The sequence below is a fragment of the Arthrobacter livingstonensis genome, from assembly GCF_003219815.1.
Taxonomy (GTDB): Bacteria; Actinomycetota; Actinomycetes; order Actinomycetales; family Micrococcaceae; genus Specibacter; species Specibacter livingstonensis.
The window spans coordinates 14,307-27,541 of record NZ_QJVD01000008.1 but is presented as its reverse complement, the minus strand read 5'-3'; the positions used below and the strand labels follow the sequence as shown (position 1 = coordinate 27,541).

Annotated in this window: 10 protein-coding genes; 4 read left to right on the top strand and 6 right to left on the bottom strand. The window is 68.2% G+C overall.

The genetic code is table 11. The features are described 5' to 3' along the window. Nucleotides 1–7: 7 nt before the first annotated feature. Complete coding sequence (gene dut / locus CVV68_RS09005) at nt 8–526, bottom strand: dUTP diphosphatase (protein WP_110500680.1); 519 nt, start codon at nt 524–526, stop codon at nt 8–10. 95 nt (nt 527–621) lie between these two features. Here dut and CVV68_RS09000 point away from each other — a divergent pair, with 95 nt between their 5' ends. After that, nucleotides 622–1,101: a DUF3093 domain-containing protein gene (locus tag CVV68_RS09000; RefSeq protein WP_110500679.1), complete on the top strand. Its 480-nt coding sequence runs from the start codon at nt 622–624 to the stop codon at nt 1,099–1,101. A 49-nt stretch (nt 1,102–1,150) separates the two neighbouring features. Here the strand turns inward: CVV68_RS09000 and CVV68_RS08995 are convergent, their stop codons facing one another. After that, nucleotides 1,151–1,450 carry a DUF4193 domain-containing protein gene (locus CVV68_RS08995; RefSeq protein ID WP_110500678.1) on the bottom strand — a complete coding sequence of 100 codons (300 nt, stop codon included), beginning with the start codon at nt 1,448–1,450 and terminating at the stop codon, nt 1,151–1,153. A gap of 334 nt (nt 1,451–1,784) precedes the next feature. Between CVV68_RS08995 and sepH the strand changes: the two genes are divergently transcribed. Beyond that, complete coding sequence (sepH, locus tag CVV68_RS08990) at nt 1,785–3,218, top strand: septation protein SepH (protein WP_110500677.1); 1,434 nt, start codon at nt 1,785–1,787, stop codon at nt 3,216–3,218. A 755-nt stretch (nt 3,219–3,973) separates the two neighbouring features. Here sepH and CVV68_RS08985 read toward each other — a convergent pair. Genes CVV68_RS08985 through CVV68_RS08975 form a run of 3 tightly spaced genes read right to left on the bottom strand, consistent with a single transcriptional unit; the run spans nt 3,974 to nt 8,662 of the window. After that, nucleotides 3,974–5,266: an alkaline phosphatase family protein gene (locus CVV68_RS08985; protein WP_438502625.1), complete on the bottom strand. Its 1,293-nt coding sequence runs from the start codon at nt 5,264–5,266 to the stop codon at nt 3,974–3,976. Nucleotides 5,267–5,271: 5 nt separating this feature from the next. Next, nucleotides 5,272–5,946 carry a DUF5998 family protein gene (locus tag CVV68_RS08980; RefSeq protein ID WP_110500676.1) on the bottom strand — a complete coding sequence of 225 codons (675 nt, stop codon included), beginning with the start codon at nt 5,944–5,946 and terminating at the stop codon, nt 5,272–5,274. A gap of 40 nt (nt 5,947–5,986) precedes the next feature. Further along, nucleotides 5,987–8,662 (bottom strand): bifunctional acetate--CoA ligase family protein/GNAT family N-acetyltransferase, encoded by a 2,676-nt coding sequence (locus CVV68_RS08975; RefSeq protein ID WP_110500675.1) that lies wholly within the window; start codon nt 8,660–8,662, stop codon nt 5,987–5,989. Between the two features lie 82 nt (nt 8,663–8,744). On the opposite strand from CVV68_RS08975, the gene CVV68_RS08970 reads away from it, so the two are divergent. Together CVV68_RS08970 and CVV68_RS08965 are read left to right on the top strand one after the other, a co-directional pair. Continuing rightward, nucleotides 8,745–11,384, top strand: coding sequence for a DNA gyrase/topoisomerase IV subunit A (locus tag CVV68_RS08970; protein WP_110500674.1), 2,640 nt, complete (start codon nt 8,745–8,747; stop codon nt 11,382–11,384). A gap of 339 nt (nt 11,385–11,723) precedes the next feature. Then, entirely contained in the window at nt 11,724–12,242 is a 519-nt protein-coding gene (locus CVV68_RS08965) for a DinB family protein (protein WP_110500673.1), read from the top strand. A 4-nt stretch (nt 12,243–12,246) separates the two neighbouring features. On the opposite strand, the gene CVV68_RS08960 is transcribed toward CVV68_RS08965, so the two are convergent. After that, entirely contained in the window at nt 12,247–13,230 is a 984-nt protein-coding gene (locus tag CVV68_RS08960; protein ID WP_110500672.1) for a GNAT family N-acetyltransferase, read from the bottom strand. Nucleotides 13,231–13,235 lie beyond the last annotated feature (5 nt).

Here is a 13,235-nt window from a genome sequence, read left to right as displayed (position 1 = left end):
CGATTTTCTACAGGCCCGCCGTGCCGGCACCGGCAGCTGGCCCAAAGCCGCCCGTGGAACCAAACCCGCCTGTTCCGCGCACCGAGTCCGGCAACTGGTCCACCACCTCAAACGTTGCGTGCTCAACGCGCTGGATCACCATTTGCGCAATTCTATCGCCCCGCGACAGGGAGATGGGGTGGTGGGAATCGGTATTGAGAAGCGTCACCGAAATTTCCCCGCGGTATCCCGCGTCCACGGTGCCCGGGCTGTTGACAATGGTCAAGCCGTGCTTGGTGGCCAGGCCCGACCGCGGGTGGACCAGGGCCACGAAGCCGGAAGGCAGGGCGATGGAGGTACCGGTGGGGACGAGCGCGCGCTCACCCGGGGCCAGCACGACGTCGATCCTGCTCCTCAGATCGGCACCCGCGTCGCCGGGGTGGGCGTAGGACGGCGCGGCGATGCCGTCGTCGAGCATGTGCAGCTGCACCGTCAGGGACGGAGCCCCACCGTGGCCTGCTGATGTGGTATTGGTCTGATTGGTCACAACAACTCACTCTATCCCGAACAACGGCACCCATTCCCACGGGAGGGGACCGCGGCGAAGGTGAAATACTGCCCAAAAGGTGAAAAGCTGGGGTCATGTCTTCCATCCCGGCCGCCAGCGCCACCCCCCTGTCCACAGCGACGTACACCGAAAAATTGTGGCCCAATCTCGGCGTCTGGGTGATTGTGCTCGGCCTTTCAGCGGCCGGCATCCTGATCTTCATCCCCATCAGCCCGCTGGCCGGCTACCTGGCCTTTGCCGGCCTGCTGGTTTTGCAGACGGTGGTGCTGGTGCTGTGGACCCCGAAGATCGAGGTGACGGCGGGCACCCTGCGGGTGGGCCGGGCCGTGATCGAGCGCGAATACGTCGGCGAGGTCACGCCCTATCTTGGGGACGACGCGACGGCCCAGCGCGGCACCAGGCTCAACGGTCTGGCGTACCTGTGCATCCGGGGCTGGATCCAGCCGGTGGTCAAGGTCGAAATCACCGACCCGCAGGACACCACGCCTTACTGGCTCACCTCCACCCGCAACCCCGAGCGCCTGGCAGCCGCCCTGGGCGCGGCACGCAGGTAGCTGCAACCACGGCTCGCCGGCCCGGACCGTCCGCGGGAACCGCAGGGTGCTAGCCCTCGCAGTCCCGGCAATACATCAGGCCGTCGTTTTCACGGGCCAGCTGGGAGCGGTGCCTGACCAGGAAACAGGATGAACAGGTAAATTCATCTGCCTGCGCCGGGAGCACCTCCACGGCCAGTTCCTCCCCGGACAGGTCACCACCGGGGAGCTCATAGCTGTCCGCCAGCTCCGCCTCGTCCAGGTCGATGACTGTTGCGGACTGCCCGGAAGGCCGTACCTCCAGTGTTTCGAGCACATTGCCGTCACGTTCGTCGTCGTTCTTGCGCGGCGCGTCGTAATCCGTGGCCATTTTTTCCCTCACCAATTCCCGTTCGTCATGCCCATGCAGTCATACCGTTGCAGCCATACCCTTGCCGGGGGGATGGCATGCATTGTGCCCGGATCCCCAGCTCCAAACACTGCCAATCACCCTAAGGTGGGAACGTCAGGGCCGGGACCAAATATGCCCGCGTTCGCGGTGGGCGTAGCGCATCCGGGTGGCGTCCCCCGCAGCGCGCAACTGCCGCACAAAAAACCTGACATGATTTTGTGAAGCATTCACGCCACGCCTGCCCGGGTAGTAGGAAAATCCTGCGTTCGGTGGCACAGTTTCGAAGTGAAACCAGTCGACTTTGGAGGGCAGCATGGCGGATCTACGTTTGGTAGGTGTGCATGACGATGGCGGACACCTGCTACTCAGTGGACCCGGCGGCGAAATTTACCTGCTGCCCATTGATGAAGCACTGCGCATGGCAACCACCCGTTCGGCCCGCAGGGCGTCGCCGGGTGGAGGGACGCCGGCCAGGATGTCCCCACGCGAGATCCAGGCGCAGATCCGTGGCGGCGCCACCGCTGCCGACGTGGCCGAGCACTCCGGAATGTCGTTGGAGCAGGTCCGCCGCTACGAAGGCCCGGTGCTGGCCGAGCGCGAGCACGTGGCCCAGATGGCGCGCAAGGTGGAGGTATCCACCGCAACGCCCGCCAGCGACGGCTACCGTTCGGCCTTTGGCGACAACCCGGCCACCCTCGGCGAGATGGTCATGCACCGCCTGGCAGCCTTTGGGATCGACCCCCGCACGCTCCGCTGGGACGCTTGGCGCGTCCATGACGGCACCTGGACCGTAACCGCGGATTTTGAACCCGGCAATGAATGGGCCGCGAGCAGCATTGGCGAGCCGGCCCCCGCCCGGTGGACCTTCCACACGGGACGAAAGTCCCTCCACAACGCGAACCGCTGGGCGCAGCAGCTCAGTGAGATGGAGCCAGTGGACGGCCCCGTGCCGGAGCGCCGGCTCAGCGCCGTCGCGGACCGCCCCTTTGACTTTGAAGCCGATACCTCCGACGAGGAAACCGGTGACGGGGCGCCCGCTACTGCTTCGGTCGCTTCCATTAACGCCGAGGGCACCGGGGCAGATAACGACGAGGACGCCGGGGCAGACGGCGACTCCGGGGAAGAAAATGCGGGCGGAGGCCTGCTGGACATGCTGCGTTCGCGCCGCGGGCAGCGCCTGGGCCTTGACGAGGACGGCGACGACGAACTCGCCGCCATGCTCGGCACCCACGTTCCCGCCGCGCACCCCCGCGACGGGCAGGACCACCCCGGCACCGAAGGCCCGGACGCGGGGGAAGCCCCCGACGGCCTTGCCGACGGGGAGCCCGAACAGGACACTGACGACGCCGTTGACGCCCCCACCGCGGATGCCTCGAACGGGCTGCCGGTCACGGGGGCCGCCCATGGCAGGAGCCGGCTGCGCGCCATCCCGTTCCTGTCGCTGGCACCAAAGCTGCACGGCGACGATGAGGATCAGCACGCCGTGGGCGTTGGCGAAGTCAGCACCGATACCCGTGAGATCACCGTCTCCGGGGCGCCGTCCCTGCGCCGCAGCGCCCGCGAACACGGTGTGGATACGGCCGCACCGCAGGCACCCGCCGCCCAGCAGCCCGCCACAGAGTCGGCAGAACCGGGCCCCTCGGACAGTGAAGTCGCCGCCCGCCTGGAACGGAAGGCCTCCGGCAAGCCCAAGCGCTCAAGCGTTCCCAGCTGGGACGAGATCGTGTTCGGCACGAAGGGCGACTGACCCACAGCCGAAATTTGGGCCAAGGGGCTGTCCACCAGTCGGGCACCGCATCTCTGGCACCGCACACCACGACGCACCGCACCGCACCGCACCGCACCGCACCGCACCGCACCGGGGCAGCCTCAGCGGCTTCCGGGGTGTGCTGACGTTGGGGCTGGTGTTGGACGTTGAATCGGTAGTTACAACGACCTTTTGGTGGCTGACACCAGCCGAAACGCATCTGCCGCGGCTAACACCAGCTCAACCGCAGCCCGGGACCCGGGGCGGCCCCTTCCCGGTTGTCGGTAATGCTCGTGTGCCGGGGCCTGCTGGGATGGGAGATAGATGGCTATCCAGGCAGCGGTCGTGATGACGGGGCCCCGGCTTGGTTCCACACCCCCCCATTGGCGCCGGATCCGGACCAGAAAACGATCAGACGCCGTTCTTTTTGGAACCAGGGGGCAGCCGTGGTCATTCGCCCCCGGTACACCGTGCGCGAATGGTGGTAACCACCCCCCGCAACCACCAGGGGTGCCCGCAACGGCAGCGAATGACCACAATGCCCCCTGCCGCACACCCTGACGGCTTCACGGCACGCCCACCAGGCGGCGAACCTGCCAACCGTGGCCAAGCAAAACGCCTGCATCACGTCAGAACCATGGATAGCGACTTCGAGATGGTCGGCCATCCACGTCGCTGCCGTAACTGGGGCCGGGGTGAAAGGCACAATTTTCGTATTTCACAACGCTGCTCCCGCACCGGCGGACAACGGTGCGCTATCCCCGCTGTCCGGCCTTCGCGCCGCGGGCATTGGCGGGACGCGCAGAAACCGGGATGCGCAGCAGCGGGACCTCGCGTTCAGCCTTCGTGATGGAGCCGTGCTGGCCCACCACGTCGATGGCCTGCGGGCGCACCCGCCGCAGGTCGTAAAACGCGACGGACTCCCGGGCCACGACCAGCACGTCGCCAATCCGTCCGGCCGCTTCGGTGCGCACCTCGCCAAACCAGCCCGCGTTCACGGCCTGTTCACGGGTGAGCACCCACGCCTTGGTCCCAAACCGGTCCAGCCACGCAGCCACCAGGGCGTCACGGACGGGGGTCCCGGCGTCGGGCTCCAGGTACAGGTGGACCATGCGAGGCTCCCCCGCGGTGTGGCGGACGCCGGCCACCAGCTCGGGGAATTGGGAATAGTCGATGCGGGCGGAACGGGGCACATCCACCATGCCGTGGTCGGCTGTCAGCAGAATCAAGGTGTCCGCGGGGACGGTGGCGGCGAGGCGCCCCATGGCGGCATCGAGCTCCTCCAGCTGGTGCTCCCACTGGGCTGAATCGGCGCCGTGCCCGTGCCCGGCCTTGTCCAGCTCGCTCCAGTACAGGTACAGGAGCAGCTCCGGATGGGCGGCAAGTATTTCGGCCGCGAGCTCAATGCGGGCCTGCGGGGACGTGGCGCCGAGAAAGCGGCTGCCGCGCAGGGCCGCCAGCGTCATGGGCGAGTGCTCAAACTTGGGCAGGCTGACGGTGGCCGTGGGCAGGTGGCCGGCCAGCTGTTCGAACACGGTGGGGAACGGCTGCCAGCGCAGCGGGTCCACACCGGGGTCCCAGTTGCCCAGCAGGTTCACCACCTTGTCCTGGCCGGGGTCCAGGACGTCGTAGCCGAGCATGCCGTGCTGCCCGGGCACGACGCCGGTGCCCAGGCTGGCCAGGGACGTCGCCGTGGTGCTGGGGAAAGCCGCGTGGAGGGTTCGGGGATGTTCGCCACCGGTGTCACCGGCCATGACGCCGCGCAGGAAGGGGGCGTGACCGGCCTTTTGTTTCAGCAGCGCCTTGCCCAAGCCGTCCACCAGCACCACCACCACCCGCTTGGCGGCCGGCAGCCTGAGGACATTGGCGAACCGCGCGTCACCCATGGTCGCAGCGGCACTCGTGAGCACGTCCGCGATCGTGTTGCTCCCGTAGGCGGGTGCGGCGGGGAGCGGCGGCTGGTTCGGCAGGGACAGCGGGTTCGCCGCTGCGGCCTCGGTGATCTCGGGCTCGGTTGTGTCGGCCTCGGTGATGTCAGATGGCGTCACAGCCGTCAGCGCCGGTAGTGGTTGCGGCCCAGACGCTGGCCCAGCACCGGGAACTTGGAGGCCTGGGGCGCCGTGTGCATGGGCGAGGCGGTGCTAACGGCGCGCAGCGCGCGGGCAAACGCCTTGGCGTCCGCCACGGCCTGCAGCCCCTCCGCCTCAGCGCTGATGCGCAGGGCGATGTCCTCCTGGGCGATGGTGCCCGTGTAGCCGTGGTCGGCGTCGCAGCTGGGGTCCCCGCACGCCGCCGGGCCCACGTCCACGCGCTGCCCGCCGGACCAGGCAATGGCCACGGTGAGTTCACGGGCGGGATCGGAGGGCTTGTAGTCTTGCGGCTGGGCGTAAATGTAACTGAGCACCACCGAGCGGATCTGGCCCACGGGCACGGACTCGGTGGAGACCTGCGCCACCACCTGTTCACCGGCGTCGTCCAGCTGTTGGTCATCGACGTGGGTAATGACCAGCATTTCCTCCGTCAGCACCAGAACGGTGATGTGCCTGTGCACCTCGGTGCGGTCAAAGTGGGTTTCCAGATGAACCAGGTGGGCCAGGCATTCCTGCCCGTCCATTGCGTCGTTGACCACGTCCTGCACCAGCCGCGGGTAAAAACCCGCCCGCTGAAGTGTGGATGCGAGATCGCGGCCTGTGGTGTTGGCCGGGGCTCCGGCGCCGAAGGTGTTCATTCCCCCATTTTCGCACTTTGGGGCAGGCGTTGCGAACCGGCTAGGAGATCATGGCCCGCCGCGCGCTGTCGGTGCGCTGGGCCGGGTTGCCAATGCGCAGCTCGACGGCGATCACGCTCACCTGTGTGGGCCCCACCAGCACCGGGTTGAATTCCAGCCACGCAATTTCCGGGTGCTCGTCCTTGAGCAGCCCCACGCGGGCCACCAGGTCCTCGAGCGCCGCCACGTTTCCGGCGGGCAGGCCCGCATAGCCAAACAGCTTCACGGCCGCCCGCGGGGACCGGACGAGTTCCGCCGCGTCACCCGTGGACAGAGGGGGCACACGGTGCGCCCAGTCGTCCAGCAGGTTCACGGCGTCGCCGGAGAGGCCGAAGGAGACCACCGGGCCAAGCAGCGGGTCCTCGATGGCGCGCAGCGTGCAGGACTGGCCCACTTCCGCCATGCTCTGCACCTCCAGGCTGCTTGTCCCGTAGGGTTCGAGCAGCTTGCGCATTTGGGCGATGTTTCGGCGCAGGGACGCGTCATTTTCGATGTTGATGCGCACCCCGCCCAGGTCCAGGCGGTGCCGCAGCGCGTTGTCCAGGGTCTTGATGGCAACTGGCCACCCCAGCCTCCCTGCGGCGGCCACCGCCTCGTCATCGGTGGTGAAAGGGGCGGACTCAAGCACGCTGATGCCGTAGTGTCCCAGCAGCTCGCGGGTGCGGGCGGGGTCCAGGGTGAGCAGTTCCGCCCCGGAGACGTCCTCCAACCAGAGGTCCAACAACCCCTCCACCGCTTCCGTGTCCACGCCGGCCGGCGGGTCGAAGCTGGTTGCTTCCGTGGTCAGCCACTGCGCGTAGCGGGTCACGGCGGCCAGGGCGGCCACGGCGGTGCCGGGGCTGGAGTAGCACGGCAGCCCGCCCGCCAGCTGGCGGTCAACGCGGATGCGGGTGTCCACGATCCCGGTAAATGCCGCCACCACCGGCTTGCCGGCCTCCTCGGAGCAGGCCATGAGCGTTGCGGCAATGCTGTCCACGGTGAGCCCGGCAACGGGAAGCAGCGTGACAATGGCGGAGTCGACGCCGGATCGGGCCAGGGCCTCGCCGACCGTGCGCCTGAGCAGGGGCAGGGCCCGGGACTGGCCGATGTCCAGGACCAGATTAGCCGCCACGGCGGCGACCGTGAGTCCCTGCTGTTCGGCGGAGTCCGCCACCACTGCGCCCATGGCCAGGGAGTTGCTGAAGATGGCCAGGCCGGGCCCCCGGGGCAGCGGCTGGCCCGTCACAATCTGTGCGACGTCGGCCAGTTCCTCAAGGGTGTTGACCCGGATAACGCCGGACTGGCGGAGCATGGCGTCCAGGGCACCCGACGGTGCCTGCGTCGTGCGAACGGCGTGGCCAGGTGGCAGGCGCAGCCCCATGGTGTCTGACTTTGCGACGATCACCGGCTTGTTGCGGGCCAGGCGGCGGGAGATGCGTGAAAACTTGCGGGGGTTGCCAATGGATTCCAGGTACAGCCCGCAGGCAGTGGTGTTGGGGTCGTCCTCCCAGAACTGCATGAGGTCGTTGCCGGAGACATCGGCCCGATTGCCTGCGGACAGCACGGTGGAGAGTCCCACCTCCCGGCGGTTCAGCGACGCATACAGCGACACTCCCAGGGCGGCGGACTGGCTAAAGACGCCGAGCCCTCCGCGCAGGGGCAGTTCCGGGGCCATGGACGCGTTCAGCGAGACCGACGGATCGGTATTGGCCAGTCCGAGCGACGCAGGGCCCACCAGCCGCATGCCGTTCGCCCGGGCCAGGCGCACCAGCGCCCTCTGCCGCACCAGGCCGGCGGCGCCGTCGTCGGCAAAGCCCGAAGTGGCAATGACCAGTCCCTTCACTCCAGCGTCACCACATTCGGCTACAACGGAGGCAAGCTGTTCGTAGGAGACGGCGATGACTGCCAGGTCCACGGGGCCGGGCACCTCGGCAATGGAGGCGTAGGGCATCATGCCGGAGACCTCCAGTGCCTCCTTGTTGACGGCGTGGACAGCCCCGGCAAAACCACCTTCCACCACGTGTTCGAGCAGCTGCCGGCCGATGCTCCCCCACACACGGCTGGCGCCGATGACTGCCACGGAGGCCGGCGCCACCAGTGCGGCAACGCTGCGCGCCTCGGCCCGGTGTTCCCGGGACGCCATGACGGCGCGGGACTTCTCGGTGGGGTCGATGTCGAAGGCCAGGGAGACCACCCCGTCGTCGAAGTGGCGGTGGACCTCATAGCCGGCCTCGGAGAAGACCTGCATCATCTTGCGGTTTTCCGGCAGCACCTCGGCGGTGAACCTGTCGATCCCGTTTTCGCGGGCTGCCGCGGCGAGGTGTTCGAGCAGAATGGAGCCCAGTCCGCGGCCCTGGTCGGCGTCGGAGACGTTGAAGGCCACCTCGGCCTCGGCGGGGTTGTCCAGGCGGTCGTAGCGGCCAATGCCAATGATCCGTTCCCGGTGGGTGATGACGAAAGCCACCCTGTCCCGGTAGTCCAGTTCCGTGAAGCGGCGCAGCTCCTTGGGCGTCAGCTTGGACTTGTAGGTGAAAAAGCGGAGGTAGATGGAGTTTTGCGACTGCGCCATGTGGAAGACCTGCACGGCGTCGGCGTCGGCGGGGGTCATGGGCCTCAAATGCCCGGTTCCGCCGTCACGCAGCACGACATCGGCCTCCCAATGTGCCGGATATACGGGTGCGGGCTCTGGCTTCACCATAGAATCACTGTACCGACATGTTCGCCTTCACGGGCTGTGCCGTGCTGCAATACCCGCCACACGAATAGGAACCCTCGCCGCCATGGCCAAGCGCCAACCCCCTGTAGACGATGACACCACCGGCAACTTCACCGAAAATATTGTTGAGATTGATGTTTCCAGTGAAATGGAAGGCTCCTTCCTGGAGTACGCCTATTCGGTGATTTATTCGCGTGCGCTGCCGGATGCCCGCGACGGACTCAAGCCGGTGCAGCGGCGCATCCTGTACATGATGAGCGAGATGGGCCTGCGCCCCGAAAAGGGCCACGTCAAGAGCGCCCGGGTGGTGGGCGAGGTCATGGGCAAGCTTCACCCGCACGGCGACACAGCCATCTACGACACCATGGTGCGCATGGCCCAGGACTTCTCCCTGCGCCTGCCGCTCATTGACGGCCACGGAAACTTTGGCTCCCTCGACGACGGCCCGGCGGCCCCCCGTTACACCGAGGCCCGGATGGCCGCCGCGGCCCTGGAGCTGACGGGCAACCTGGGCGAAGACGTGGTGGACTTTGTACCCAGCTACGACAACGAGATGACGCAGCCGTCCGTGCTGCCCGCGGCCTTCCCGAACCTTTTGGTCAATGGCGCCAGCGGCATCGCCGTGGGCATGGCCACCAACATGGCACCGCACAACCTCGGGGAAGTCATCGCCGCGACCCGGCACCTGATCACCAACCCGGACGCCACCCTCGAGGACATCATGGCGTACGTGCCGGGCCCGGACCTGCCCTCCGGCGGCCGGATTGTGGGACTGGCGGGCATCCGCGACGCCTACGCCACGGGCCGGGGCTCCTTCAAAACACGCGCCAAGATCGCCGTCGAGCAGCTCTCCCCCCGGCGGGTGGGACTCGTGGTCACGGAACTGCCGTACCTGGTGGGACCGGAGAAGGTGGTTGAAAAGATCAAGGACGCCATCAACGCCAAGAAACTTGTCGGCATCTCCGACCTGGTGGACCTGACTGACCGCAAGCACGGGCTGCGGTTGGTCATCGAGGTCAAGAACGGCTTCAACCCGGCCGCCGTCATGGCCCAGCTGTACCGCTACACGCCCATGGAGGACTCCTTCGGCATCAACAACGTCTGCCTCGTCGACGGGCAGCCGCAAACCCTGGGCCTGGTGGAGCTGCTGCAGGTCTTCCTTGCCCACCGCATCGACGTGGTGCGCCGCCGCACGGCGTTCCGCCTGGGCAAAAAGCAGGACCGCCTGCACCTTGTGGAGGGCATGCTGCTGGCCATCGTGGACATCGACGAGGTCATCCAGGTCATCCGCACCTCCGACGAGGTGGCAGCCGCGCGCGAACGCCTCATGGCCATATACGACCTCTCCGAAATCCAGGCCAACTACATTCTGGACCTGCAGCTGCGCCGGCTCACCCGCTTCTCCATGGTGGAACTGGAAGCCGAGCGCGACGAACTCCACCGCGACATCGCGGCCCTCGAAGCGATCCTGGCCTCGAAGGAGCTGCTGCACCAGCTCGTTTCCGATGAACTCGGTGAAGTGGCGGCCAAGTACGCCACCCCGCGCCGCACCGTGCTGCTGGAATCGGAGGCCATGGCCCCGTCTGTCGCGAAGGCCCTGGCCGCGGGCGGTCCGGCGGGCAAGGGCGGTCTGGCGCCGCTGGCCCTGGAAATTGCCGACGACCCCTGCTGGGTGCTGCTGAGCTCCTCCGGCCAGATCGCCCGCACCTCCAACGCCGAACCGCTGGCGGATACCGGCGCGCGCGGGCGGCACGATGTCTTCTCCTCCGTGCTGAAAAGCACTGCGCGGTCCGAAATTGGCGCGCTGACGTCGCTGGGCCGGATGCTGCGGCTGCAGGTGGTGGATATGCCCGTGCTGCCGCCCACCAACGCCCTGCCCAACCTGGCCGGCGGCGTTGCCGCCAAGGAGTTCATCACGCTGGGCAAGGGAGAGAGCCTGGTGGGCTTTGTCCCGCTGAACGCCACTTTTGCGGTGGGCACCGCTGCCGGAGTGGTCAAGCGGGTCACGCCCGAATATCCCCTGAACCGGGACGAATGGGAGTACATCTCCCTCAAGCCCAGGGACACGGTGGTGGGCGCCGCGGTTGCCGCGGACAGCGACGACCTGGTGTTCATCACCCAGCGCGCCCAGCTGCTGCGCTACAGCGCCGGAGGTGTCCGCCCGCAGGGCCGGACGGCCGGGGGCATGGCCGGAATCAAGCTGGGCGCCGGCGACGCCGTGCTCAGCTTCACCGCGGTCTCCCCCACCGACACCGAGGCTGTGGTGGTCACCGTTGCCGGCGGGCAGGACGCCCTGCCCGGCACGCCGTCGGGCAGTGCCAAGGTCACCGCGCTCTCCGAGTACCCGGCGAAGGGACGTGCGACCGGAGGCGTCCGGGCACACAGGTTCCTCAAGGGCGAGGACAGGCTGACCGTCGCCTGGGCCGGCCACGGACCCGCCAAGGCGTCCACCGCCACCGGCGTGGTGCGTGCCCTGCCCGTGGAGCACGGCCACCGGGACGGCTCCGGCGTGGCCCTGTCCGCCGCCATCGACCTGGTGGGGCCCAGCCTTGACGGCGGCGCCCCGGACGGCCCCGCGCCCGTGCCTGGCGCCCGCTCCGCTGCCCCGGAATCTGCCGCTGCGGCCGCGCTCCCGGCACCGTCCACCGATTCCGCCCCCATCCCCGAGGCCATGCAGGAGGCTTTCGAGCTGCCCACGGACTAGTCCCCACGCCCTCCCACCACTCGCAAGCTCGAGGCGGGCCCCTCGGGCGCGTGGGCCCACCCACGCCCTCCCACTGCCGAGGCGGGCCCCTCGGGCGCGTGGGCCCACCCACGCCCTCCCACTGCCGAGGCGGGCCCCTCGGGCGCGTGGGCCCACCCACGCCCTCCCACTGCCGAGGCGGGCCCCTCGGGCGCGTGGGCCCACCCACGCCCTCCCACTGCCGAGGCGGGCCCCTCGGGCGCGTGGGCCCACCCACGCCCTCCCACTGCCGAGGCGGGCCCCTCGGGCGCGTGGGCCCACCCACGCCCTCCCACTGCCGAGGCGGCATAGACTGGCCCCATGCCGATCATTCCCGACGAAAAAGACTGGACATGGGTGCTGGAAAAGCCGTGTCCCGAGTGCGGTTTCAGCGCCTCAAGCACCACACCCGCCACAGTTGCCACCACCATTCCGGCCGTCCTGCCGCGCTGGGAGCAGGCACTGAAGCGTGCGGATGCGGAAGTCCGCCCGAACGATTCCACGTGGTCGGTGCTGGAATACGCCGCCCATGTACGGGACGTCTTTGACGTGTTCGACGGCCGGCTGGAGCTAATGCTGTCGCAGGACTTCCCCACCTTTGCCAACTGGGACCAGGACCGGGCCGCCTTGGACGGCAATTACGCCTCGCTGGACCCGGACCAGGTGTCCCGTGAATTGGTCCAAAACGGCGAGGACGCCGCATCGGCGTTTGCGTCGGTCCCGCCGGAACTGTGGGGGCGCAGCGGGCTGCGCAGCAACGGCGCGGAGTTTACCGTGCTTACCCTGTCCGGCTACTTCCTCCATGACGTGATCCACCACCTCCACGACGTCGACGCCTGACGCGCTAAAGGAGCTTGTCCCACGCCAGCGTGCGCCGCAGCGGCCGGTAGCCCATGCCTTGGTACAGCCCCAGGGCGCCGGTCGGGTTTTCGGTGTCGACGTCCAGGCACGCGTGATCCATCCCCGCGGCCTTGTACCTGGCCATGGCGTCGGCCAGCAGCGCAGGGGCAATCCCGCGGCCGCGCCAGGCCCGGCGCACGCCCAGCAGCTCCGTGTAGCCTTCCCACCGGCCCTCCCTGTCAAACCGTTCGGGGTCGTACATGGAGAGCTGGTAACCAGCCACCGCGCCCGTCGCGTCGTCGAGCGCCACCGCCGACCAGTCGGTCCTGAGGTCCTCGTTCCGGAGCAGGAATCCCCACTGCTGGACGCTGCGCGGCTCCGAGCCCCAGTGGTCGGCAAAGGCTTCGTTGTGGGCCAGCCGCACGGCCTCGGCCAAGTCAGGAGTGAACGGCTCGATGCGGAGGCCCGCGGGGGCCGGCACCACGGGAATTTCCGCCAGCGGACGCAGCATCTCGGAGTAGTACCGGGTCACCGAGTAGCCACCCTGGCGCAACAGTGCCGTGTGGGACGGGTTGTCCTCCTCCGTGTAGGTACGCACCAGCGGGTTCGGGACGCCGTCGGCGGCGAACCTGGCCCGGACCCGGGCTTCCTGCCAGGCCAGCACGGCTGCCCCGATCCCCCGGCGCTGCCATTGCGGGTCGACGCCGCCAAATACTGCGGCCTTGGTGCCCGAGGGGTTCTTTGACACCCGGGCGAACGCCCGCAAGGCACCGGAACTCTCAACCCCGGCAAGGGTGTTCTCCGCCGCGGGATTGACCGTGTCTTCAAAGAACACGGCCAGTTCGGATCGGGTCTCGTGCCAGTGAGCGCGCTCGGCCGCGGCAATCCGCACAATCAGCGCCAGCCACGCCTCCAGGTCGGTTGGCGCCAGGGGACGGAACACCAGTCCGTCGGCAGTGGGCAAGGAATCATCCGGTGCAAGTGGCATTTCCC

What these genes read in the sequence shown, in the direction of transcription:
- sepH (WP_110500677.1), top strand. Translation starts at nt 1,785, where the DNA reads ATGGCGGATCTACGTTTGGTAGGTGTGCATGACGATGGCGGACACCTG.
- CVV68_RS09000 (WP_110500679.1), top strand. Translation starts at nt 622, where the DNA reads ATGTCTTCCATCCCGGCCGCCAGCGCCACCCCCCTGTCCACAGCGACG.
- CVV68_RS08980 (WP_110500676.1), bottom strand. Translation starts at nt 5,946, where the DNA reads ATGAACACCTTCGGCGCCGGAGCCCCGGCCAACACCACAGGCCGCGAT.
- CVV68_RS08960 (WP_110500672.1), bottom strand. Translation starts at nt 13,230, where the DNA reads ATGCCACTTGCACCGGATGATTCCTTGCCCACTGCCGACGGACTGGTG.
- CVV68_RS08995 (WP_110500678.1), bottom strand. Translation starts at nt 1,450, where the DNA reads ATGGCCACGGATTACGACGCGCCGCGCAAGAACGACGACGAACGTGAC.
- CVV68_RS08965 (WP_110500673.1), top strand. Translation starts at nt 11,724, where the DNA reads ATGCCGATCATTCCCGACGAAAAAGACTGGACATGGGTGCTGGAAAAG.
- CVV68_RS08970 (WP_110500674.1), top strand. Translation starts at nt 8,745, where the DNA reads ATGGCCAAGCGCCAACCCCCTGTAGACGATGACACCACCGGCAACTTC.
- CVV68_RS08975 (WP_110500675.1), bottom strand. Translation starts at nt 8,662, where the DNA reads ATGGTGAAGCCAGAGCCCGCACCCGTATATCCGGCACATTGGGAGGCC.